This is a genomic window from Planctomycetaceae bacterium (genome assembly GCA_041398785.1).
GTDB lineage: Bacteria > Planctomycetota > Planctomycetia > Planctomycetales > Planctomycetaceae > JAWKUA01.
Genome location: JAWKUA010000017.1, coordinates 129,399 through 151,228, shown reverse-complemented (window position 1 = coordinate 151,228; position 21,830 = coordinate 129,399). Strand labels below are relative to the sequence as shown.

Annotated in this window: 18 protein-coding genes; 14 read left to right on the top strand and 4 right to left on the bottom strand. The window is 61.4% G+C overall.

Annotation, left to right across the window (positions count from 1 at the left end):
- Nucleotides 1–54 precede the first annotated feature (54 nt).
- On the bottom strand, nt 55–2,481 hold the full coding sequence (locus R3C19_19265) for an ATP-binding protein (GenBank protein MEZ6062490.1): 2,427 nt from the start codon (nt 2,479–2,481) through the stop codon (nt 55–57).
- 260 nt (nt 2,482–2,741) lie between these two features.
- On the opposite strand from R3C19_19265, the gene R3C19_19260 reads away from it, so the two are divergent.
- From R3C19_19260 to R3C19_19245, 4 genes are all read left to right on the top strand, one after another.
- Complete coding sequence (locus R3C19_19260) at nt 2,742–3,815, top strand: PPC domain-containing protein (protein MEZ6062489.1); 1,074 nt, start codon at nt 2,742–2,744, stop codon at nt 3,813–3,815.
- 58 nt (nt 3,816–3,873) lie between these two features.
- Nucleotides 3,874–4,530 carry a hypothetical protein gene (locus tag R3C19_19255; protein ID MEZ6062488.1) on the top strand — a complete coding sequence of 219 codons (657 nt, stop codon included), beginning with the start codon at nt 3,874–3,876 and terminating at the stop codon, nt 4,528–4,530.
- 190 nt (nt 4,531–4,720) lie between these two features.
- Nucleotides 4,721–7,303 (top strand): protein kinase, encoded by a 2,583-nt coding sequence (locus R3C19_19250; GenBank protein ID MEZ6062487.1) that lies wholly within the window; start codon nt 4,721–4,723, stop codon nt 7,301–7,303.
- Nucleotides 7,304–7,595: 292 nt separating this feature from the next.
- Nucleotides 7,596–7,751 (top strand): hypothetical protein, encoded by a 156-nt coding sequence (locus R3C19_19245; protein MEZ6062486.1) that lies wholly within the window; start codon nt 7,596–7,598, stop codon nt 7,749–7,751.
- Between the two features lie 248 nt (nt 7,752–7,999).
- On the opposite strand, the gene R3C19_19240 is transcribed toward R3C19_19245, so the two are convergent.
- Entirely contained in the window at nt 8,000–8,590 is a 591-nt protein-coding gene (locus tag R3C19_19240; GenBank protein ID MEZ6062485.1) for a sigma-70 family RNA polymerase sigma factor, read from the bottom strand.
- 408 nt (nt 8,591–8,998) lie between these two features.
- Between R3C19_19240 and R3C19_19235 the strand changes: the two genes are divergently transcribed.
- The 3 genes from R3C19_19235 (at nt 8,999) to R3C19_19225 (ending at nt 10,837) form a co-directional block, all read left to right on the top strand.
- Nucleotides 8,999–9,820: a hypothetical protein gene (locus tag R3C19_19235; protein MEZ6062484.1), complete on the top strand. Its 822-nt coding sequence runs from the start codon at nt 8,999–9,001 to the stop codon at nt 9,818–9,820.
- Nucleotides 9,771–10,547: an apolipoprotein N-acyltransferase gene (locus R3C19_19230; protein MEZ6062483.1), complete on the top strand. Its 777-nt coding sequence runs from the start codon at nt 9,771–9,773 to the stop codon at nt 10,545–10,547. The genes R3C19_19235 and R3C19_19230 overlap by 50 nt, the downstream gene beginning before the upstream one ends.
- Nucleotides 10,548–10,612: 65 nt before the next feature.
- Nucleotides 10,613–10,837, top strand: coding sequence for a hypothetical protein (locus tag R3C19_19225; GenBank protein MEZ6062482.1), 225 nt, complete (start codon nt 10,613–10,615; stop codon nt 10,835–10,837).
- Nucleotides 10,838–10,848: 11 nt separating this feature from the next.
- On the opposite strand, the gene R3C19_19220 is transcribed toward R3C19_19225, so the two are convergent.
- Complete coding sequence (locus R3C19_19220; protein ID MEZ6062481.1) at nt 10,849–11,073, bottom strand: hypothetical protein; 225 nt, start codon at nt 11,071–11,073, stop codon at nt 10,849–10,851.
- 553 nt (nt 11,074–11,626) lie between these two features.
- Nucleotides 11,627–12,442 carry a DUF1559 domain-containing protein gene (locus tag R3C19_19215; protein MEZ6062480.1) on the bottom strand — a complete coding sequence of 272 codons (816 nt, stop codon included), beginning with the start codon at nt 12,440–12,442 and terminating at the stop codon, nt 11,627–11,629.
- Between the two features lie 457 nt (nt 12,443–12,899).
- On the opposite strand from R3C19_19215, the gene R3C19_19210 reads away from it, so the two are divergent.
- The 7 genes from R3C19_19210 (at nt 12,900) to R3C19_19180 (ending at nt 21,691) form a co-directional block, all read left to right on the top strand.
- Nucleotides 12,900–13,496, top strand: a complete 597-nt coding sequence (locus R3C19_19210) for a sigma-70 family RNA polymerase sigma factor (protein ID MEZ6062479.1) — start codon at nt 12,900–12,902, stop codon at nt 13,494–13,496.
- Between the two features lie 471 nt (nt 13,497–13,967).
- Nucleotides 13,968–14,522, top strand: coding sequence for a hypothetical protein (locus R3C19_19205; protein MEZ6062478.1), 555 nt, complete (start codon nt 13,968–13,970; stop codon nt 14,520–14,522).
- Nucleotides 14,509–17,418, top strand: coding sequence for a WD40 repeat domain-containing serine/threonine protein kinase (locus R3C19_19200; protein MEZ6062477.1), 2,910 nt, complete (start codon nt 14,509–14,511; stop codon nt 17,416–17,418). The genes R3C19_19205 and R3C19_19200 overlap by 14 nt, the downstream gene beginning before the upstream one ends.
- A gap of 126 nt (nt 17,419–17,544) precedes the next feature.
- Complete coding sequence (locus R3C19_19195) at nt 17,545–18,159, top strand: SIS domain-containing protein (protein ID MEZ6062476.1); 615 nt, start codon at nt 17,545–17,547, stop codon at nt 18,157–18,159.
- A 571-nt stretch (nt 18,160–18,730) separates the two neighbouring features.
- Nucleotides 18,731–19,714, top strand: a complete 984-nt coding sequence (locus R3C19_19190; GenBank protein ID MEZ6062475.1) for an ROK family protein — start codon at nt 18,731–18,733, stop codon at nt 19,712–19,714.
- A 70-nt stretch (nt 19,715–19,784) separates the two neighbouring features.
- Entirely contained in the window at nt 19,785–20,717 is a 933-nt protein-coding gene (gene murQ, locus R3C19_19185; GenBank protein MEZ6062474.1) for an N-acetylmuramic acid 6-phosphate etherase, read from the top strand.
- Nucleotides 20,714–21,691 carry a BadF/BadG/BcrA/BcrD ATPase family protein gene (locus R3C19_19180; protein MEZ6062473.1) on the top strand — a complete coding sequence of 326 codons (978 nt, stop codon included), beginning with the start codon at nt 20,714–20,716 and terminating at the stop codon, nt 21,689–21,691. Before murQ ends, R3C19_19180 begins: the two co-directional genes overlap by 4 nt.
- Nucleotides 21,692–21,830: the final 139 nt, after the last annotated feature.

Here is a 21,830-nt window from a genome sequence, read left to right as displayed (position 1 = left end):
TCCGCAGCCGACTATATTCGCGCGGTGGCGGCGGGTGTTGCGGGTGCCGCCGCCTCAGAACGCTCGTTCGGCGGTGCCGGTGGGGTCGAGGGTGTAGGGGAGCCAGACCAGGACGACTCGTTCGACGTTCAGGTCCGATTTGCGGGGCTTGATTTCTTCCTGGCTGAGTTCCATCAGGTCCGGGTCGAAGGAGTCCTGAATCTGCCGGACTTCGGCTTCGACTTCCGCGTTCAGATCGGCTTCCTTCGTTTCCAGTGCTTCCAGAGCTTCTTCCGCGTGGCGGACGTCTTCGGCTTCGGCGGCGATGCGGCCGGCGGAGCGGATGGCCGTGCCGGCTCTTGAAACCGTGGCGGCACTTTTCAGTTTGCGGCCGAAGAGTGCTCCCGCGACGCTGGTCAAAATCGACAGTCCGGCGGACATCGTTTTCTGAGACTTCTGGGACTTTTCGGTTTCGATCTTCTGCTGAGCTCGCCGGATCTGATCCTGCAGTGTCCCGAATTTTGAAGCGTATTTGGATCGCAGTTTTTCCACCTGCAGATCACGTTCTTCGCGAGCAGCGTGTCGCAGGCGGATTCGAAAATCGGCTTCCGATTCATGCAGTTCCGAGTGTTCCTTCAGAGTCGGGCAGGTCCAGACCGCCAGTTTTCGGTTGCGGTACAGAAAGTCTTTCAGCGCCGAAGCCCACTTTCCATAGGATCGTTTTTGCAGCGCCGCCGACGGCAGGTCTCGAAAGGCGGCACCCGCTTCGGGAGCGGGGCGCAGTTCGGGCAGATTGTCTTCGTCCCATTCGTCGGCTTCCGTCCACAGGTCGGAATCGACATCGTCGCTCAGCAGACGCAGCAGCGTCACGTCTTCCCATTGATCCATGTCGTGCGATGATGACACAAAGTGGACCTTTGCTTCGCCCAGCAATGCCGGTCGATAGACAAGCTGATCGCTGTCGTAGTGAGCCGGAAGGAAGTATTCGTCGATATCCGGCGGCAGCACCGGACGCGCGGCCGCGTCGGTTCCGGAAGCTTCGGCTTTCAGGCCGAATGATGCGGCGACCGTGGTTATCGGACGATCGGACTTGTAGGGCGCCATCAGAGTTTCGATCTGCTGCCGCGACACCGGCCCGCACAGAAACGACAGAGCCCACCGGGTTTTGAACACGACCGGTTCGTCTTCGTGAACGTTGTTCATCAGAAACACGCGGCTGCCGAGCCCCGCCAGAGTCTGTTCCATTTTGGACCGATCGAAACCCGCGCCGGCGGACGCGGCGGCTCCTTCAAGTCCCTCCAGCACTCGCAGCTTGTCGCGTTCTGTCTGCAGGCGGCCCAGAAACCAGGTTCCCGCATTGGACAGGCCCTTGTAGTCCAGGTCGACGGGGTTTTGAGTCGCCAGAACGCAGCCCAGCCCGAACGCTCGCGCCTGTTTCAGCAGCGTCAGCATCGGCTGCTTCGACGGAGGATTCGCGGTCGGCGGGAAGTAGCCGAACACTTCGTCCATATAAAGCATCGCTCGCAGACTGGACGTGCCCGGCTGGCTTCTCATCCAGCCGATGACTTCGTTCAGCAGGATCGTGACGAAGAACATGCGCTCCGCGTCGGACAGGTGAGCAATGGAAATGATGGCGATGCGAGGCTTGCCTTCCGGTGTATAGAACAGCTTCTGAATGTTCAGCGGTTCGCCTTCCAGCCACGCCGCGAAACTCGGCGACGCCAGCATGTTGTTCAGCGACATCGCCAGCTTGAAACGTTCGGCGGCGGGAAAGAAGGATTCCAGATCCAGAAAACCGACGCGGTCAAAATCCGGCGCCTGAATCGAACGAATCAGCGTTCCCATGTCGACGTCGCGGTTCTGCTTCCAGGACGTTTCCAGAATCGTCGACAGCAGAATATGTTCGCGGCTGCTGATGGGATCGGCGTCGATCTGCAGCAGAGCCAGCAGTCCGGACACCGCCGCCATGATGCGTTCCCGCAGCGCTTCTCCGTCGGCCAGAACCGCGGGAGCCGGAGCGGTGAACGATTTCAGAACCGTCAGCGGCCGACCGGCGCTGCTGGCGGGTGTGTAGATCGCAACGTCGGCGGAATCCTTCAGCAACTGAATCCGGCTGGGTTCCTGGTTCCATTCAGCCATGCCTCGACGCCACGTTTCCGCGGTGCGCCGAGCGTATTCGGGAACGGTCATGCCGTTGCGGGTGGCGTCGCCGGGATCGATCCACGGCTGAAAATCTTCCGGCCGCAGTTGAGGAAACGTCAGCATCAGGTTTCCGAGATCGCCCTTGGGATCGATGGCGATGGCCGGAATTCCGTCAATGGCCGCTTCTTCCAGCAGCGAGAGGCACAGCCCCGTCTTCCCGCTGCCCGTCATGCCCACGCAGACGGCGTGAGTCGTCAGGTCCTTGGCGTCGTAATGCAGTTCGTCAGCCAGCGTCCGGCCGGATTCCAGATCATGTTTGCGCCCCAGATAAAACTGCCCAAGCTTTTCAACGACTGCCATGTTGTGTGTCTCGCTCCTGATGATCCGATCGTGTACGTGAACGCAATTCGAGGGGAGCACGAAGCTTTGCGGAATCGCCTGGAAGTGACAAGTATCGCCTGCAGTCGGTGGAAGCCGCCTTTCTGCCGCGAGCGGGATTCTCGGAACAATCTCCGATTTTTCGCGCGGAATCCTGAGAGATCTCCGGACGTCGCGGGGTAACGCTGTTGTGCCGAAGTCGCACCACCGCTGAATTCCGCGATTCTTTCAGGAGACGCCCGATGTTCCGTAAGACGCTTGCTCAAATCATTCGATTCGTATTCAGCCGTCCGCGGCGAAGGTCCGCGTCGCGAAGTCATTCCGTCATTTCCGGTCTGGAATGCCTGGAGCCGAAGCAATTGCTGAGCAGCACCGGGTGGGAACCGGGGCCGAATTTCGAACAGGAATTCAACGACACTCCTGCTGCCGCCGACACTCTGGCTGTAACCACCCGGTCGAGTCCCAACGCGGACGTCGTCATCACAGGCGGCATTCGCTCGGTCGGTGACGTCGACTACTACGAATTCACGCTACATTCCCGGGCCGAAGTGCAGTTGGATCTCTACAAGCTGCATCCGGATCTCTATGAGTTCCGCGGTGATCTCGATTTGAAACTTGAGAACTCCAGTGGCAGCACGATCGCTCGGTCGATCCGATCCGGCGGTCAACCGGAACGCATCGAAACGACGCTGGATGCGGGCACCTACTTCGCACGCGTCTACCTTTATGATGCGAGCGGTTTTGGTGAAAGCTACCAGGTGCGACTGCAGACCGATGCGCTGGCCACAACGGCGGTTCCGGGAACTTCGACGGTCACCGGTCCCGCGGACACTTTGGACAGAACGCCCACTTTCACCTGGACGTCCGCCGGGAACGCGACTCGCTATGAATTGTGGGTCACCAATCGCGACATCAACAGCCGTGTGATTCACGACGGGAACGTCACCTCCACACGGTTTACGCCGACCGGGGAAATCCCGGAAGGCACGTACACCGTGTGGGTCCGGGCCTGGAACGGCTCTGTTCCGGGGCGCTGGTCGGCGGGTCACTCATTCGAGCTTCAGGAAACGGTCCAGCGGCCCGGGGTCTCCAGAGTGACCGGCCCGACGGATACCAGCGACACGACTCCGGAGTTTCGCTGGACCGATGCAGAAAACGCAACGCACTACGAATTGTGGGTTTCGAACAGATCGATCGGCCGGCGAGTCGTTCTACGAGTCGGGTATCGCGGGGACGCAATTCCGGTCGGCGGCAGAACTTCAGCCGGGGCAGCATACGGTGTGGGTACGGGCGTGGAACGGCAGCCAGCCCGGTGACTGGTCGGCCCCACACAGTTGTGTCGTTTCCTCCCAGGCGATCCCGGCAACTCCGTCGGTGACCGGACCGGCAGACACTTCCGATGCCACTCCGACATTTCGCTGGACGGAAAGTGGGGGCGCGACTCACTACGAATTGTGGGTCAACAACCGAACGACCGGAGCCCGTGTCGTCTATCAGGGCAGCGTTGACGGCGCGTCGTATACTCCGACGGCGGATCTTGCTTCCGGCGACCACAGCGTCTGGGTCCGTGCATGGAATGGCAGCGGGCGAAGCAACTGGTCAGCGCGGTATGATTTCGTGCTGATGGCGCCGGCCGATTCCGATCCCAACGGAACAAACAATGTTCGGTCGGACGCAATCTGGCTGCCAAATCGCAGCACTACTGATCGGCTGACTTCAGACGATGAGACGGACTACTACTACGTGTCCGCCAGTGCTCGTTATCCGCGAATTCAATTTTCGTGGACCGTTGAAGTGACATCCGGCAACCTGTCAGACGTCGTGCTCTCGCTGGAAGACGGTCGCGGTGCCGAGATCTCCGTGGGCAACTACTCCGTCACACGGTCAGGCAACAGCGTCACGCTGTCGACGGGTGACAGATATCTGTTGATGAGACTTCGCGGCTACCAGGTCAACCTGAAACTGCAGCTTCTGCCGGGAGCTTCCGACGTTACCTACCGAGTGTCCAATGAAACGGACACCAGTGTCTGACCAGGGCGTGTTGGCGGTGCCGTTGTTCTTTCGATCCCCGCGATTGAGCGGCCGGCGAAATCTGTCGCCGGCAGCTCCTTCGTAAGGCGGTTTTGTTTAATTCTCTGCAGATTGCCAATAGTCTGCTCGCTTCACAGTCTGGCATCCACCGGGATTTATTCCCGGATCCCTCAAGCCGAGAAGCAGACTCATGGCCGACTCACTATTCACCGCAAGCGAGTCCGAGACGCTGGAATCGCCACACCTGACAATCGAAATCCTCCGCGCGCTGGTCGCGGGAGCACTTTCGGGGGAAGAACTGACTCGCGCGGAGTGGCACCTGGAATCGTGTCGCGACTGCCAGGACAAGCTGTCGGTTGTCGCAAACGAAATGCCGTCGTCCGCTGATGAGTTTCAGTTGGCGGCGACGGCCAGCAGCGACGGGAAACCCGAACTCGTCCGTCGTATCAGGGAACAGGCAGATCGCATTCATCAACCGACTGTCACCGCACCGGAAGAGTCAGCTGACTTCGACTGTTCCCTGATTTATGTCGGTCCGACTCTGAAAGGCGGCCTGGGAGAAGTCAGCGTTTACCGCGACACCCGACTGACTCGCCGAGTGGCACTGAAGTCTCTTCGTCGCGACCGGCCGGCATCGGCGGACCGGGTTTTTCGGTTTCGACGCGAGTACGAAGTCACCAGTCGTCTGCAGCATCCCGGAATTCCCGCCGTGTACGGAAAGGGGGAACTGCCGGACGGTCGCGAGTTCTATGTTATGCAATTCATTCAGGGCGCGACATTGCAACGGAAGATCGAGGCACTTCACGAATCGGGTCGGCCCGTTCTGAAACGCGGCGCTCCCGATTTCCGAACGATCATCGAGCAGTTCATCGACGTTTGCGACACGCTGCGTGTCTCCCATAAGCAGGGAGTTCTGCATCGCGATCTGAAGCCCGAGAATATCATCATCGACGAAAACGGCCGCGCTGTCGTGCTGGACTGGGGACTCGCCGGATTCGCTGATCGCTCGGAAGAATCTGTGTCCGGTACCACGAATTCCGCGGACGACGCGGCGCGCGGCGACGAATCCGATGACGCGCTGCGGCTGACGTCGGCGAAACAGTCGATGGGAACAATTGCCTGGATGTCGCCCGAACAGGCCGCCGGTCACACCAGCGAGTATGACCAGCAAACGGATGTCTACGGGCTTGGAGCCATCCTGTTTCACATTCTGACCGGTGTGGCTCCGCATTCGGATGCCGCCGGCAGTTGGCAGTCTACGCCGGCAGATCCCGAAGAGGATTCGAAACAGAAGTCGCTGCGAGTTCTGGACCGCCTGCGGCAAATCGCCAACGGCCGTCATCCGAAAGTCATGCATCCTCGGGGCGCGAAGATTCCGGCGGAACTGATTTCCATCTGCCGCGCGGCCATCCACCCGGACAAGTCGCAAAGGCTGAATTCTGCACGTGCCATCGCCGATGAAGTTCGCGCATGGCTGACGACGTCCGCGGTTTCGTCACATCGCTACACCGCAGCCGAGCGATGGTCCCGACTGCTGGCAAAGTACCCGGCCGTGATACTGCTGTCGGTCGCCATTCTGATGTTGGTGATGGCAGTGCTTTGGATAATGAGCGGAAATCGAAACCGTGAATTGCAGGCCGAATTGAACGGCAAGGCGAAGGCCATCGCCGCGACGTCGACAAGACTTTCCGGCCTTTACGATGACCTGGAACAACGCGTTCAGACGCTGTACCGGGATCTTCCAAAGGAACAGAGGCTACCCGGCGTGTCGTCGCCGGCTGAGCAGGCAGAGCAATCGTCAGGCACAGACGAACGCGACAACGTGCCGCCACCGGAACGGCTCGACCCGCGAATTGCCAATGGCGAATTCCTGCTGCGCGCCCTGGATATCGTTGGTGAGGCGTCCGACCGAGCGTCCGCCAGGAATGCGATTGAACAGGCCAGACTCCACGTCTATCTCGCGGGCATTCAGATGTTCGAGTACCGCAACTGGGACGCGGCCGCCGACCGGTACGACGCAGCATTCGCGGAGATTGACGACGCGATCGCCGCAGGACCGAACTCGCGGGATCTGTCATCCCTGCTGCTGGCGCGGACCGGCCTGGAAAACGGAATGTGCCTGCTGCGACTGCGACAGGGGAATGCGGACCAGGCCGAGAAATGGCTGCGAAAGGGCGAAAGCACGCTTGCGGAGTTCAGGAAGCATCGGCCCGCCGGCGATATCAACATCATTCGCGAAACCGTATCCATTCTTGAACGCCGGGCGGAACTTCAAATTGCGAAGGGGCTGCGCGCGCAGGCGACGGATGCATTGCTGGAAGCCTGCCGATTGCTGCCCGCCGAAGATGTCGTCCGCTGGAGGAGTCAGGATCTGTATGACAAGGCGTGGATACTTCGACAGGACCTGATCATCAATCTGCGGGAATCGGATCGGTTCGAGGAAGCGGCGGAGTATGTCACGGAACTGCGGGCGATTCAGGCCGGTTCTCCGCGAAGAGGTAAAGCGTCCGACAGCCTTGTGCATCGTCTGGACGAATGCCGGATCGATAAACTGGATGCCGATGTTCGTTTCGCCCGGGGTGACGTCGATGGGGCCGTCACGCTACTGCAGTCGACCATCAATCCGCTGAACGCCCTGATGAAAGCAGACCCCGATAATTCGGAGCCGCGTTATCTGCTGTCCACCGTTGAAAACAAACTCAGGCTTATACTGCTCGACGGCGACCGGCCCGACGAGGCGCTTACGCGCATCTGCGACGGGATGCGGAACTAGGCGGATCCAGTGCAGGCCACCGGCTTCAGCGATCCGCAGACCATCATTGACACGGCCTCCGTGACAGCTCGGAAACTGGCACAGTGTCACGCCACGCTGGATCAGCATGAAGAAGCGGAGGCTCGGTTTTCGTGAAGCGCGTGCTGCCCGATTCCGGATGCGGCAATGTCACGTACGCAGTACATCGCGTTGCAGACCGTGCTGCAGGCATGGGCCGACTATCACGCCGGGCGCGAAGAGTTCAGGTAGCCATAGCCTTCCGCAGAGGCTCGATCGCGCCGCCAGACCGTTTATGGAACAAGATCCCGGCAACCTGAAAAATATCGAAAATGTGGCTCGCAACCTGTACATGATGGGCATTTCCTGCATGCTGCTGGATCAGGCCGCGGCGGAGTCCGAGGCGAATCAACCCCGGAAGCCGCAGCGAACATCCGTCAGATGCTGGTAGAAGATTGTCGCTGCGCGTCGAAACCAGGAGCTACTGCGTGAAATCATCAGGCGTGTGGACAGCGATGACTTCACCGAACCGGCCAGCGAATCACCCGACGTTCTTCGCGCGTCATTCTGCAGGGACTCGGCACGGAAATCGAAGACCTGAAAAAGATTATCGATCAGTTGCCGCCCGCCGATGTCTGAGTTCCAGGCTCCGCCGGAAAACGTTCCTTCCTGGCGATCAGCCGTGCGGTCCTTCCGAATTCAGGCGTTCACTTCGTCGCGGAGAACTTCCATCACTCGGTTTTTCGCCACGTAAACCGCGTGCCGGCGAATGCGGAATTCGTCGGCAATTGCATCCGGCACGGAATCCGGTGCCTGCAAACGCACGAAGATTTCCCAATTGCGAGTGCCGGTTTCTGTACGCCGCAGCCTTGCTTCCGCGCTCTCGCATGCCGTCGCCAGCAATTCTTCGTCAAACAGCCGATTCAGTTCCTGTTCCAGCGGATGCCGGTCAACCAGTGCCTGCAGTGCTGTGTCTTCCATCGGGTGCATGCGCTTTCGGGCTTCGATAAAGTCGATTACTGCGTTCCGAGTCACCGCACGCAGCCAGCCGCGAAAAGTCAGATCCGGGTTGTAAGTCAGCGTCTTTAACCGCTTCAGCAGTTTCAGCATCAGATCCTGACAGACTTCCTCCGCATCTGCCTGACTGAGACCCATCCGTCGAGCCCAGCGATACATGCGAGGCGTGTAGCGTTCGTTGAAACGTTCCCAGGAGTACTCGAAACGCGACTCATCGCTGGAATCTCGCAAACCGCTCAGCAGGCTGGCTCGCGTGTCATGGGAATCGTACATCGGTGCGATCGGCGTGGGATGTCTTGACGGCGTGTGCCTCAACGGTCAACGGTTGCTCTTTAGACCGCAACTTGTCGGCAACCCCGCAAGGTGAGTCAAGCAGAATGCAAGGTGTGCGGCAGATGAGTTCGTACAAGACCGCACTCCGCAGGGAATTCGACATTTGCCAATCACCCGGGGCAACCCGCGTCCGTGCTGAGGATATTCCGAATTGCCGGCGAAGCCCCGAACCGGCAGATCCGGATATCGGGCCCGAAGTCGGCGCCGCCGTTGTTCACAACCCGCGCGAGGCGTAGCCTGTGCGATGACTTCGGGCTTGGTGTTGCAGCGATCCTGCCGCGTTTCCCGGCCATTGATTGCTTCGTGATCTTCGTGTGCTTCGTGGTATCCTGACCTGACCGAATCACGGTGGCTTCTCTTGAAAGCGTGAGATTGAAACGCTTTGTGCCTTTCATCATCGCAGTATCCGGCGGAGTGCTCATGGCGCTTCCGTGGCTGGACGAACGTGCGTTTGTGGCAGCCTGGATTGGTCTGGTGCTGGCGGTCGCCGTGTGTGATCAACAGCCGCCGCACGTGGCCTTTCGACGCAGTCTGCTGGCCGGAATCGTGGGGCTCGCGACGGCGTTCTATTGGTTTCCGGAAGTTGCGTCGGACAATCTGCACGTTAGTCTGCTGAGCGGCACTTCGTCGGCGGCTCTGGCGATCACCTGGGACGCGTTTCGATTCGGCGTCTTCGGGTATCTTGTCGGCTGGCTGAGACAACGCGGCGTGAATTCCGTGCTGACGCTGCCGGCTGTCTGGGTCGCTCTGGAATGGGGCTGGCCGCACATCTTTCCGTGGCGGATGGGACATTCACAGGTCGGGTTTCTGCCGGTGTGCCAGATCGCGGAATTCACCGGAGTCTACGGCGTCAGTTTTCTGATGGTGTGGGCCGCGGCCGTCGCGGCTGAATTCTGCAGCGCCGGACCAGTGCTGTTCATGCCGCCGCGAGAGATATCGAGATCCCGCATTCGTCGCGATGCGCTGCTGTGCGACGGTTGTGGTCGCCGGCAGGTTAGGGCTTCCTGCGAATCACGTCGCTGGAATCCGCGGCCGAACGTCAAGCTGCGAATCGCAATGATGCAGCCGGGGTCGCTCGGCGACGACCACCTGCAGCGGCTGCGAAACGCATCGCAGAGCGATCACCGAGCCGCCGGATCTTGTCGTCTGGCCGGAATCCTGCGTCGATGACTTTTCGCTGGTGCTGGACAGTTTCCGGGATGTGGACGAAGTTCGCGAACACTCCACCTTTGCAGATGACAGCCGGCCGTGTCCGGGGCTGGGCGTTCCTCTGTTGTGTGCCGGCGGAAGTTTTCCCGAAGGAGCGGCCGAGAGCGAGGCCGTTTTCAACACGGCGTTTCTGATCGATGCTCACGAAGACATCGCGGGCCGTTATCACAAGCGGTTTCTGATGCCGTGGGGAGAATACGTCGTCGGGCAGCAGTGGATTCCGGGAGTGCAGTCGCTGCTGGGAAGTTCCAACAACCGTGCGGGAAACTCCGCGGCCCCGCTGTCTCTGCCGGGCGGCCCGAAGCTGGGAGTACTGATCTGCTACGAGGACCTGCTGGCCGAACCCGTGCGTCAGACCGTTCGCGAAGGAGCGACCGTGCTGCTGAACCTGAACAACCTGTCGCTGTTCGGAGACTCTGCGGCGTTGTTGCAGCACCAGCAGATCGCTCGGTTTCGAGCGATCGAGAACCGCCGCTGGCTGCTGCGATGCGGCGTCGTCGGTTCGACGGCAGTCGTCACGGCAACCGGCCGAATCGAACAACAGGCGATTCCTCACCGTCCCCAGTCGGTGATTGTGGAATCGCCGTTGTTCGAACAGGAAAGCTTCTACACGCGTCGAGGCGACGTGTTCGCCTACGGCTGCATGCTGTTTTCAATCCTGATGTTCGTCCGACGACGACGTTCGTAGAAACCTACCCAATTCCCCTCGCCCGCAACGCGGGAGAGACCTCTGCGTTCAGCAGAAAAATCGGGGTGAACCGACGCAAGCCGCGCCAGCGGGCAGTGGCGCGGGGACGCCCTCCCCGCGTCGAAGCGGCTGAACGCCGCTGCGACGATGACGCTCCCGCGGCGCGGGAGGGTGAGGAAGCCACGCACCGGTCGCACGGGACTAAACGGATTCGCTGCCGGTTTCATCCCGCCGCCGCAGGTGCGACCGAGGACGAAGCCGGCCAGGCTCAGCAGCAACAGTCCCGTTGACGACGCCAGCATTACCGATCGATCATGCGAACGGTCGAGACTTCCGTGCCTTCGCCCGGTGTTTCACCCGGATCTTCACCAGGCGGATCGCCCGGGTCTTCAGGATTGTCGTTGCAGTCGCCGTCCTCAAGATCGAAGAACAGCACGTCGCTTCCAGCCAATGTGGTAGTGACATCGGCAATGGACCTGACCTTCCAATGGCGGCGGTCAGGCGGCTGACGAAAAGTCTGTCGCATTCCGCCCTTGAATCGGCGGTTCCAGGCCCCGCGCGCGAAGGCTGATTGTTTCAAAGTCGCTCGGGTCAGTCTTATTATTCCCCAGTTTGACACTCGGCGACGTCACCGATTCCATGGGTTCAAGGCGCGCAGTGGTCAGCAGCCTCGGACCGTGTCGAATCCACACTCGAATGGCAAACGGAGTCCGATTCGTCACGACAACTTCGCCACCGAACCTCTGTCGCGCAGCGCTGGCTTCGTCAGCCGCGGCGAACGCGAATGCCAATGTCGTCAGAACAGTAAATGTGAAACGCATGTGAGGTCTCCTGATTGAGGGTTGGGAAATGGCCTGTGAAGCAATTCGTTTCATGAGACTCGAGTCCGATGTTTAACCGCGACCCTCCCATGTTTAACCGCGAGCCCTGGCGAGCGCTGCGTTCCGACGATCGCCGAGGCTCCCGGACCACCTGGCAGCAAAGAGCATTCGCTGCCAATTGGATGGTCACGCGGCTGAGGTGTCAGGTGCCTCAGTCAGCACAGCGCTCCCCAGGGGTCGCGGTTAAACATGTGAGCGTTAGAGTTCTGTCACCTCACCGCCGGCGCGCGTACACAGCGCGCCGAGGATGCCGAGGTCCATGGATTCGGTCAGAAAACGGACCGATCCGTCGGTCATCAAAACGTAAGCACCGCCTGGGTGCCGGCTGTAGATTTCGCTCGACGGTGAGTTATTCACCGGGCCGTTGTCGTGAGCGACGCCGTTGTGACCATCACCCCAGCGGCCTCCTTCGTGAGCGTCGCGGTCCGCATCTTCGACCACGGAAATCGTGTTGCTGGCTCCGTCGCGGATTTCCGCCATCGTCACGGGCCGTTTGCGAAAGATGGTGCCGTAGGGAATTCGCACCACGAGCAGGACTCCGGCTTCCCAGCCCAGTCCGCGACTGAAGCCGGGTTCCAGGCCGGTGAGTGTTGTTCCAAAGTTGCCGCCGTAGTCGGACTTGCCAGACCACGATTCAACCGCCGACGGGCAGCGAAACACGGGAACGTCCGACTTGATGACCGGCACGTTCAGTTCGTGGTTCCAGGCGTGGCCGTAGTCGTAGCGATCGAAGACGTTTGCCTGATCCAGATACGGCAGCAGGGCCGTCGCCCACGAATGATGCCGCGCGTCGTAAGCATCCCGGCTGGGCGGAAGGCTGCGATGCGAGCTTTCGAATCCATGCAGGGCGACACCGATCTGCCGCAGATTGTTCTGGCAGCCCGTCCGACGCGCCGATTCCCGAGCCGACTGCACGGCGGGAACCGTCAGCGCCAGCAGCGCTCCGACGATTGCAATCGACACCAGTAGTTCGATCAGCGTGAACGCCGCTCGATGATGGTTGCGTTTCGTCATGGGGTTCTCCAGAGTGACGGGTACGGTCGTGGGACTGCGCATGGAACGTGGAGTGATTCGGAAGGTCAGTGTTTGCTGTATTCATAGTGTCGCGGGGCCGTCGGCACCTACACCCCCGTCATTCCCGCGGAGGCGGGAACCCAGTAGGTTCCGACGGCCCGTCAAGTACGGAAATATGCGGAATGACAAGTGAAAAAGGTGCCGGGCCGACGGCACCTATTTTCATGGATCGGGCTAAACCGGGGCGGTTTCCTTCGTGTGACGGCGCTGCGATCGAGGTTGTTGCACGTTGCAACATTGGAATCGAGACGAATGACGGCCCGTCAAAACCTGACGCAAAACGGATCACGGTGTGTCGTTTGTCGTGTCCGGACGTTAGAGTGCAGAGTGCGGCGCCGATCTGTCAGCAATTTCAAAAATCGTCGGTCGCAGTGGCCGACTTCGTTCGGGACTCCGCATGTCTCCCACACATCTCAGCCTACTGAAGCGTGCGCAGGCGGGGTCCGCGGAAGGGTGGCAGGAACTGGCGGATCTGTACTCACCGCTGATTCAGGGCTGGCTGCAGAAACGCGGCGTTGCACACCATGACGCGGAGGAACTGAGCCAGGACGTCATGGCGGTCGTGATTCGGGAACTGCCGCAATTCAAACATTCCGGACGTCTGGGCGCTTTTCGCAGATGGCTTCGCGAAATCACCGCGTTCCGCACGAAGCATTTCTGGAGAACTCGAAAAGCTCATCCGGAAAGCCCGGGCGGCAGCGAGTTCTCAGAGATCGTGAAGCAACTGGAAGACGACAGCAGTCCGGCATCGCGGCTCTGGGACCGCGAACACGACGAATACCTGCTGCGAGTCCTGTTTGCTCAGATTGAAGCAGAATTCGAACAAACCACGGTCGTCGCGTTTCGCCGGCTGGTGCTGGATTCTGTTCCGGTGAAGGACGTGGCGGCGGAACTGAATCTTTCGGTCGGCGCGGTGTACACGGCGAAGTCGCGAGTGCTGCGGAAACTGCGACAGGAAGCGGAAGGTCTGATGGATGATTCCACGTTTTGCTGACAGATTTCGGCCAGCGACGCACTTTGATGCTGTCGCTCGGTCGCTGCGCTTTCGTTTTACCCCAGCCAGCGGCGGTCAGCCCTCACCCCGATTTTTCTGCTGGATGCAGAAAAATCTCCCTCCGCGTTGCGGGCGAGGACGTGATTGCAGCTACGAACGCCGCCGGCGTCGGCGGACAACATCAGGATCGTCGACGATTCCTCCACCCTCCGCGTCGCGGGAGGGTCGTCGTTACGGCGGCGTTCAGACGCTGCGACGCGGGGAGAGCGGCCGCACGCTGGCTGGCTGCACGGCTGGCGCGGTCGGCCCTCACCCCGATTTTTCTGCTGGACGCAGAAAAATCTCCCTCTCCCGCGTTGCGGGCGAGGGCGATCCCCGTCGTCGGCGGAGAATACGAACGCCATTGGAGGCGGATGATGGGACAGCCGGATGTTCGGACGTCTTGTGAGACATTGCTGACGGTATTCCGCGATGCAACTGACGACATCCCATCCCGGAGAACGCGAGCTGCAGGACTTCGTGAACGGTCTGCTCAGCGGTCCGCGATCCGGAGCGATCAGCCTGCACCTGGAGTCGTGCGACGAGTGCTGCACTCGACTGGAATCGCTGACGGCCGCTCACAGCGACGATCGGCTGGTCCGCGCGCTTTGCGGCGCGATGGCGAATTCGGACAGCAGTGCTGACACGCTGATTCCGGAAGCAAATGCCGGTTCCGTTCTGCGTCGTGTCACCGGTCGAATCAACTCCGCCGGCGAATCGACGCATCCCACTGCAGCACCACAACGGCGGCGAACGCTGCGGCGTCCGCGAGTTCCCGAAATCAGCCGTTTTGAGTTTCAGGATTGGATCGGACAGGGCGCGTTTGGAGTCGTCTGGCTGGCGAGAGATCCGGTGCTTCGGCGAAATGTCGCGGTCAAGGTTCCTCGCGGAGGGGCGTTTCCGGACGACGCGCTGCGGGAGCGATTTCTTCGGGAAGCACAGGCAGCGGCAGCAGCTGAATCATCCGGGAATCGTGCCGATTCATGAAGCGGGCGAATGCGACGGCGTGTGCTATATCGCTTCGGCCTATTGTTCGGGCCCAAACCTGGCGGAATGGCTGAAGCGGCAGGATCGTCCTCTGGAAATTCGGCTTGTCGCGTGGCTGATGTCGCAGTTGGCGTCGGCGGTCCGGCACGCTCATTCGCGAGGCGTGCTGCATCGTGATTTGAAACCCGGCAACATTCTTCTGGAACCGGCTGGCGAAGCGCGAGATGCGTCGGACCCGCTGCGGCCGGCTTCGTTTCCGTTCGAACCGCGCATTTCTGACTTCGGACTGGCGAAGATTCAGGGGGAAGGTTTCGACACGACGCTCAGCAACGTCGTCATGGGAACGGCGGCGTACATGTCGCCGGAACAGGCCGGCGGCAAGGTCAGTCAGTGCGACGAAACGTCCGACGTGTATTCGCTGGGCGCGATCCTTTACGAACTGCTGACCGGCCGCCCGCCGCTGGTTGGAGAATCCGATCTGGAAACTCTGCAGCTCGTGCAGACGACCGAACCGGTTGCTCCGGCGCGACTTCGCAATCGGATTCCGAAAGACCTGGAAACGATCTGCCTGAAGTGCCTGGAAAAGGAACCTCGACGGCGCTATTCATCGGCGGCGGACCTGGAAGACGAGTTGCTGCGGTTTCAGCACGGTCAGCCGATTCTGGCCCGACCCGTCGGAACATTCGGGCGTCTGCATCGCTGGTGTCGCCGAAAACCCGGAGTGGCGGCTCTGTCGGCATCGCTGATCGCGGCACTGATGCTGATCACGATTGTCGCGACGGTGATGACCATCCGGCTCAGTCAGCAGGTTCAGCGAGCTGTCGCGGCGGAACAGGACGGACAGAGAAACCTGCTGGCGTCGCTGATTTCCGAAGCGCAGGCCAACCGGAATTCCAGCGTCGCCGGCCGTCGGTTTCAGGGACTCGATTCACTGACACAGGCCTGGTCGCTGGCCCGCGATCTGGATGCGGACGAGGCGACTCGCGCGAAGATCCGCGACGAAGTAATCGCCTGCCTTGCGATGGCCGACTTTCGCCTGCAGCGTCGCTGGCCGAACACGCAGGTTTCACGCGATCCCGCTCTGATCGCCTTTGACCGCCGGCTGCGCCGTGCCGTTCATGTCGACTTTGCGAACGATGTTGTGTTGAGTTCGATGAGCGACAGTGAACCCGCTTCGCGATTTCGTCCGCCGGACGGCCACGCCGCGCAGGTGGAAGTTTCGCCGGACGGTCGCTGGCTGCTGGTTCGTGCGGAACAGCCGGACGCCGTTTATCGCTGGGATCTGGCAAGTTCCGCGGAACCTGAGCGACCGGCCGTTTCCGGGCATCCGGCGGCCGTCTGTTTCGATTCTCTGTCGGAAACCGCAGCCGTCGTGAATCGAGACGGCAGCGTGTCACTGGTTTCCGAGTCGGGAGGCGTCACGACGATCTCGGCTGACGTCGAGTTCGAACCGTCCGGCTGCGTGTTCGCGCCGGACGATCGTCGCCTGGCGGTCTGGGGCGGCGATCAACTGAAAATCATCGACGTGTTGACGCAGAAAGTTGTGGGCTCACCAGGAGTTCGATCCGGCGATGAGCTGCAGGCGGCAGCCTTCAGTCCGGACGGCAACTGGCTGGCCGTTGGCGGCAGCCGCCATCTGGTCAGGCTGTTCCGGCTGTCGCCCGATGCCGATGCCGATGCCGATGAGGAATACGACAGCTTTGCGGGACACGAAGCCTGGATTACGTCCATTGCGTTCAGCCCGGACAACCGCTTGCTGGCGACGAGCGGCAGCGACGGCATCGTGCGACTGTGGGACGTGTTCGCTCGGGAAGAACTCGTTGCCGGTCTCGGCACCGCGGTTCAGTTTTCGGAAGACGGAAGTTCAATGGTCGGGATGATCGGCGAACACATCGCTCGCTTCGAAGTGGCGTCCGGAAACGTCTGCCGCAGGTGGCCGGTGGAAATCGACAAGGCAGCATTCGTTCCCGCCGGAGATCTGCTGCTGGGATGCAACTGGGAAGGACTTCACGCGTTCGACTGGAACTCCGGAGGTCACCGGTCATTCATCCCGAACGGCAACTCATACGACCTGCGTATGACAAACGGTACGCCGGTGGACGGCGCGTCATTCGACGGCGCGCCGGTGGACACTGCGCCGGTCGTCCTGCTGGCCTCCGACGACGGTGTTTCGCTGATCCCGCTGCGCGAAGTCAATGGTCACACGGTACTCGACGACGCGGCCGCTTCGGCGCTGCAACTGCCGTTTGAGTCCTGTCCGAACGGCATGTCTGATCTGCGACACGGCCGGGTTGCGATTCCGGAAGACGGACGCGTGGCAATTCTGGACACGAATGACGTTGCTTCGCCGACAGTGTTCGTCAACACCGGTGACACGCAGGACATGACCACGTCGCTCAGTCCGGACTGCCGCCTTCTGGCCACCTGCATCAGGACACTTCCAGGACTCGAAATTCGGGACATCACGTCGGGCGAACATCTTCGTTCGTTGTTTCCGGAAAGAGCCGTGCTGTCGGCGATGTTCACTCCCGACGGACGCTGGCTGGCGGTCGATACCAGGGAAGCTCTGGTGTTTCTGGACGTCGATACCTGGCAGGATAGTCATCGCACGATCTGGAAAGTCGACGATGATTTTCCGCCGCGAAACGGCACACAGATGTCGTTTTCCGCGGACGGCCGCGTCCTTGCCATCAGTCGTCCCGGCCCGGAAATCAGGCTGGTTCATGTTCCGGACGGTCGTGTCATGGCAACGCTGCCGGCTTTCGTCCACGAAGCCTGGGTCGCGATCAGCGCGGACGGAAACCGGCTTGCCGTCGGCGACCGCCTGTCGGGACTTCGCGCATGGGACATCGATGAACTGCGCCGCGAACTGCAGCGGCTGGGCATCGAAATGTAGCCGGCTTTCGATTCACGCAACCCGGCAGATCGGCGGCAGCGTTCGAGACATGTCGCTTGATTTGCGGTGCGACGCCCGGCAAGAATCCCGCGTCATTTGATTCGTTCGACTGAACAGGGACACACAATGCTGGGTGCGGCGCTCGATACGGCCGGGTACATGAATCGGCTGAATGAAGAATTGCAGCGAATTGATCAGGCCGCGATGACTCGCTGGGCGGACCTGGTGTATTCGGCCTGGGAAACCGGCAACTTCGTTTACATCATCGGAAACGGCGGATCGGGCACGACGGCCAGCCACATGGCCGAAGATCTCGGCAAGAGTTCACTGCGGGAATGCGACCTGAAAGACGAATCCCGCAAACGTCTGAAAGTTCTGAGCCTGACCGACAATGCCGGCTGGCTGATGGCCGTCGGAAATGATCTGGCCTATGACCAGATCTTCGTGCAGCAGTTGATGAACTACGGACAGCCGGGAGACGTCCTGTTGGCAATCAGTGGTTCCGGGAACAGCCCCAACGTGCTGAACGCCGTCGACTGGGCCAACCGGCACGGCCTGAAGACTTTCGGTCTGACCGGCTACGGCGGCGGAAAGCTGAAGGAGTCTCAGCAGGACGGTCTGCACGTGGCGCTGAACGACATGGGCATGGTGGAAAGCATCCACCTGTGTCTGTTCCACTGGGTGTTGAATGACGTGTTCGCAAGAATCAACCACGAAGGCCGGTACGCGGCGAGCGCATAGCCAGGCGTAGCTTGATGACTGCAGGTGTGCGACACTCGGGACGGCGGGAGCCTACGGGAGGGCGACAACACGGGAGGCCGCGGCTCCTGCCGAGCCACGTGTGCCAGAGGACGACCGGGGAGGCACTCGAGGCCGAGGCTCCTGCCGAACCGACGTCGAGTCAGGTCTCGACGGCCGACACTCGCGGAGGGGCGAGGCTCCTGCCGAGCCGCGTGTGCCAGAGGACGTCGATGGCGGCAGCGGCTCGGCGGGAGCCTCGCCCTCCCGATGATATTATCTGTGTGAATCTGCGAAATCTGTGGACGGCCAATTCGGACCGCAACGTTCAATGGAGTCAGCGCGTCTCATAACGCTTTCCGACGGCTGCCGCACAACTTCTGCGAGATGTGGTACCCATTCCGGACGCATGTTCGGGAGGGCGGGCTCCTGCCGAGCCGCGTGTGCCAAAGGACGTCCGTTGCGGCAGCGGCTCGGCGGGAGCCTCGCCCTCCCGATAATGGCGACTGTTCGTTCCATGTCCGTTTACCGTGTTTTCGTGCGACCGCATCGGACTCTGAATCAGGCGACGTGAATGTTCCTGGGAATTGAAATCGGCGGGACGAAACTGCAACTGGGCGTTGGCGACGGGACCAGTGCTCACTTCGCTGCGTTCGAACGATGCGACGTTGTTCCCGAGCACGGCGCGGAGGGCATTCTTCGTCAGATCCAGTCGACGGCGGGGCGTCTGGCGGAACGCTTTGAAATCCAGCGCGTCGGCGTTGGGTTCGGGGGGCCTGTGGACGGAGCCTCCGGGCGCGTCATTACCAGCCATCAGATCGAAGGCTGGACGGGAGTGCCGCTGGTCAGTTGGATTTCCGAGACGCTGGGACTGCCATCGGTGCTGGGGAACGACTGCGACTGTGCGGCTCTGGCGGAAGCTCGCTTTGGCGCCGGCAGAGGACATCGCACGGTGTTCTACGTGACGGTCGGAACGGGGGTCGGCGGTGGACTGGTCATCAATGGTCAGGTACACGGCACGGATCGGCCGTCAGCCGCGGAGATCGGTCATCTGCGTCCGGGAACTCACGCGGCTGATTCGCACGCGACCGTCGAATCGCTTGCCAGCGGCTGGGGCATTGCCGCGACGGCTCGAGCATGCCTGACGGATGCACCGCCGCGTTTGCAGGATCGACTGCTTCCCGAAGGTCGCCCGATCCTGGACGAAGCCGAACGCGATGAATTGCTTCAGCGGTGCGGCGGCGACGTCCGTCTGCTGACGACGCTGATGGTCGGCCAGTCGGCCTGGAGCGGCAATGCGGGTGCTCGCGGGATTCTGCGAACGGGAACGGATACGCTGGGTTGGGCGATCGCTCAGGTCATCGCGCTGGTCGCTCCGGACGCGGTCATCGTGGGAGGCGGTGTGTCGTTGATGGGCGACGACTTGTTTTTCAACCCGCTGCGGCAAGCGGTCGAACGATACGTGTTCGGTCCGCTTTCGAACCGGTATGTGCTTGTCGCTCCGCTGCTTGGGGAAGAGGTCGTTGTGCATGGAGCCGTCGCGCTGGCGAGTTCCTGATCGCAGCAACGTTTGATCGGCCGCCACAACTCTTCGGCGCGGCGTCCGCAAGACGAAAGGTTCCGATTCCATGAACAGTGGCATGACAACCGAAGGCGTCAATCCCGCGTCGGCGGAAATCGACCGGCTGTCGGCTTCGCAAATCGTGCGGCTGATGAATTCCGAAGATGCACGCGTCGCCGCGGCAGTCGGTCGGGAGGAAGCGTCGATCGCTGCGGCGATTGATGTGATCGCCGACCGGCTTCGTTCCGGAGGTCGGCTGATCTATCTCGGCGCCGGCACATCCGGCCGACTGGGTGTGCTTGACGCCACGGTGCCCACCCACGTTCAGCACGCCGCGGGGAATGGTCGTGGGGCTGATCGCGGGAGGCTACGACGGCTCTGCACAGCGGCGGAAGGCGTGGAGGATCATCCGGAAATCGGCGTCGAAGATCTGAAGCGGAACGAAATCACAAGTGCTGATGTCGTCGTGGGCATCGCGACCAGCGGACGAACGCCGTACGTCATTGGAGGCCTGCGGTACGCTCGCAGCGTCGGTGCGTTTGCCATCGGACTGGCCTGCAACGACGGCTCGGCTCTGGCCGAAGCGGCGGATCTGATGATCACGCCAATCGTCGGACCGGAAGTCATCAGCGGCTCGACTCGCCTGAAAGCCGGCACGGCCACGAAGATGGTGCTGAACATGCTGACCACCGGAGCCATGGTGCTGCTCGGCAAGACGTACGGAAATCTGATGGTTGATCTGCGAGCCACCAACACCAAGCTGGTCGCTCGCTCGCGACGGCTGGTGTGCCTGCTGACGGATGTCGATGAAGCGCAGGCCGATGAACGACTCGCGGAATGCGATGGAGAACTGAAAACCACCGTCGTTTCAATCCGACGCGGTGTGTCCGCCGCTGAGGCTCGGAAGATGCTGGAGGCAGTCCGGCGGACAACTTCGGGGGGCTCTGGAACAACAGCGTCCGGAGTGACGGCTGCGCACTGGACCTCATTCCGGAAGTGACGCGGGGACTGTGGCATTGGTGGCACAACATTCGAATCTGGTGCTGGGAATCGATGCCGGCGGAACAAAAACGTCGGCCTGGCTGGCGACGGTTTCCGATTCCGGTCACGCACAGGACGTGGTCGGCCGCGGCACAGCGGGTCCCGGAAACCCGCGCGGCTGTCGGGTTCGAAGCTGCGGAATCGAACATCGCTGCCGCCATCGCAGCGGCCTTTGCGGACGCGCGCGTAACGCGAGGCCCCGTCGCGGCAGCGTGCATCGGAGCCGCCGGGGCCGGGCGATCGACGGAACAGCAGCGGCTGCACTCGTGGGCTGAAAGCTCCGGCGTGGCCGAGGCAGTTTCGATCACCAGCGACGTGGAACTCATCCTGGCGGCTGCGTCGCCGGATCGTGTCGGCATCGCACTTGTCAGCGGGACGGGTTCGCTGGCGTTCGGCCGCAATTCGTCCGGCCGGACGGCTCGCGCGGGAGGCTGGGGACACTTCTTCGGCGACGAAGGCAGCGGCTACGCGATCGCCATCGCCGGACTTCGAGCGGCGGCTCAGGCAGCCGACAAACGCGGGCCGTCGACAGACCTGCTGCCGCGCCTGCAGGATCGACTTCAGACGACAACGCCGATGCAGCTCGTCGAACGCATTCACAGCGACTCCATGCGACTCGCGGATATCGCGGCTCTGGCCGAAGTCGTGTTTGCCGCGTCCGAAAGTGATGAAGTCGCACGTCGGATTGTCGTCGAAGCCGCGGACGCGCTTTCGACAATGGTCCGGACGCTGGTCAGGGAACTGGATTTCACCGCGGAGCCGTTCTCGCTCGCGCTGGCCGGCGGCGTGTTGGTTCGGCAGGACCGTTTTCGCCGGTACGTGACCAGTCGCTGTGGTGCGACCGATGACCACGTGACCATCGTCAGTGATCCGGTCACCGGCGCCGTTGCGATCGCCAGGAGCCTGATCGTCAGCGACGCACCGGGAATGTAGTACCCCGGCCTGCGCGCCTTGATGTGTGCCACTGACTGTGCCAGTGCGCCTTCGCCGGGAAGACCAGTGGCTGTGCCGTCCGCCGCGGAGATCACTGGCACAGCCAGTGCCACGCTGCTTATCAAGGCCGTGCCGGCAA

Excerpts from the sequence above, each read along its gene's own strand:
- R3C19_19265 (MEZ6062490.1), bottom strand. The coding sequence starts at position 2,481 with ATGGCAGTCGTTGAAAAGCTTGGGCAGTTTTATCTGGGGCGCAAACAT.
- R3C19_19260 (MEZ6062489.1), top strand. The coding sequence starts at position 2,742 with ATGTTCCGTAAGACGCTTGCTCAAATCATTCGATTCGTATTCAGCCGT.
- R3C19_19250 (MEZ6062487.1), top strand. The coding sequence starts at position 4,721 with ATGGCCGACTCACTATTCACCGCAAGCGAGTCCGAGACGCTGGAATCG.
- R3C19_19245 (MEZ6062486.1), top strand. The coding sequence starts at position 7,596 with ATGGAACAAGATCCCGGCAACCTGAAAAATATCGAAAATGTGGCTCGC.
- R3C19_19240 (MEZ6062485.1), bottom strand. The coding sequence starts at position 8,590 with ATGTACGATTCCCATGACACGCGAGCCAGCCTGCTGAGCGGTTTGCGA.
- R3C19_19220 (MEZ6062481.1), bottom strand. The coding sequence starts at position 11,073 with ATGCGACAGACTTTTCGTCAGCCGCCTGACCGCCGCCATTGGAAGGTC.
- R3C19_19215 (MEZ6062480.1), bottom strand. The coding sequence starts at position 12,442 with ATGACGAAACGCAACCATCATCGAGCGGCGTTCACGCTGATCGAACTA.
- R3C19_19210 (MEZ6062479.1), top strand. The coding sequence starts at position 12,900 with ATGTCTCCCACACATCTCAGCCTACTGAAGCGTGCGCAGGCGGGGTCC.
- R3C19_19205 (MEZ6062478.1), top strand. The coding sequence starts at position 13,968 with ATGCAACTGACGACATCCCATCCCGGAGAACGCGAGCTGCAGGACTTC.
- R3C19_19195 (MEZ6062476.1), top strand. The coding sequence starts at position 17,545 with ATGCTGGGTGCGGCGCTCGATACGGCCGGGTACATGAATCGGCTGAAT.
- R3C19_19190 (MEZ6062475.1), top strand. The coding sequence starts at position 18,731 with ATGTTCCTGGGAATTGAAATCGGCGGGACGAAACTGCAACTGGGCGTT.
- murQ (MEZ6062474.1), top strand. The coding sequence starts at position 19,785 with ATGAACAGTGGCATGACAACCGAAGGCGTCAATCCCGCGTCGGCGGAA.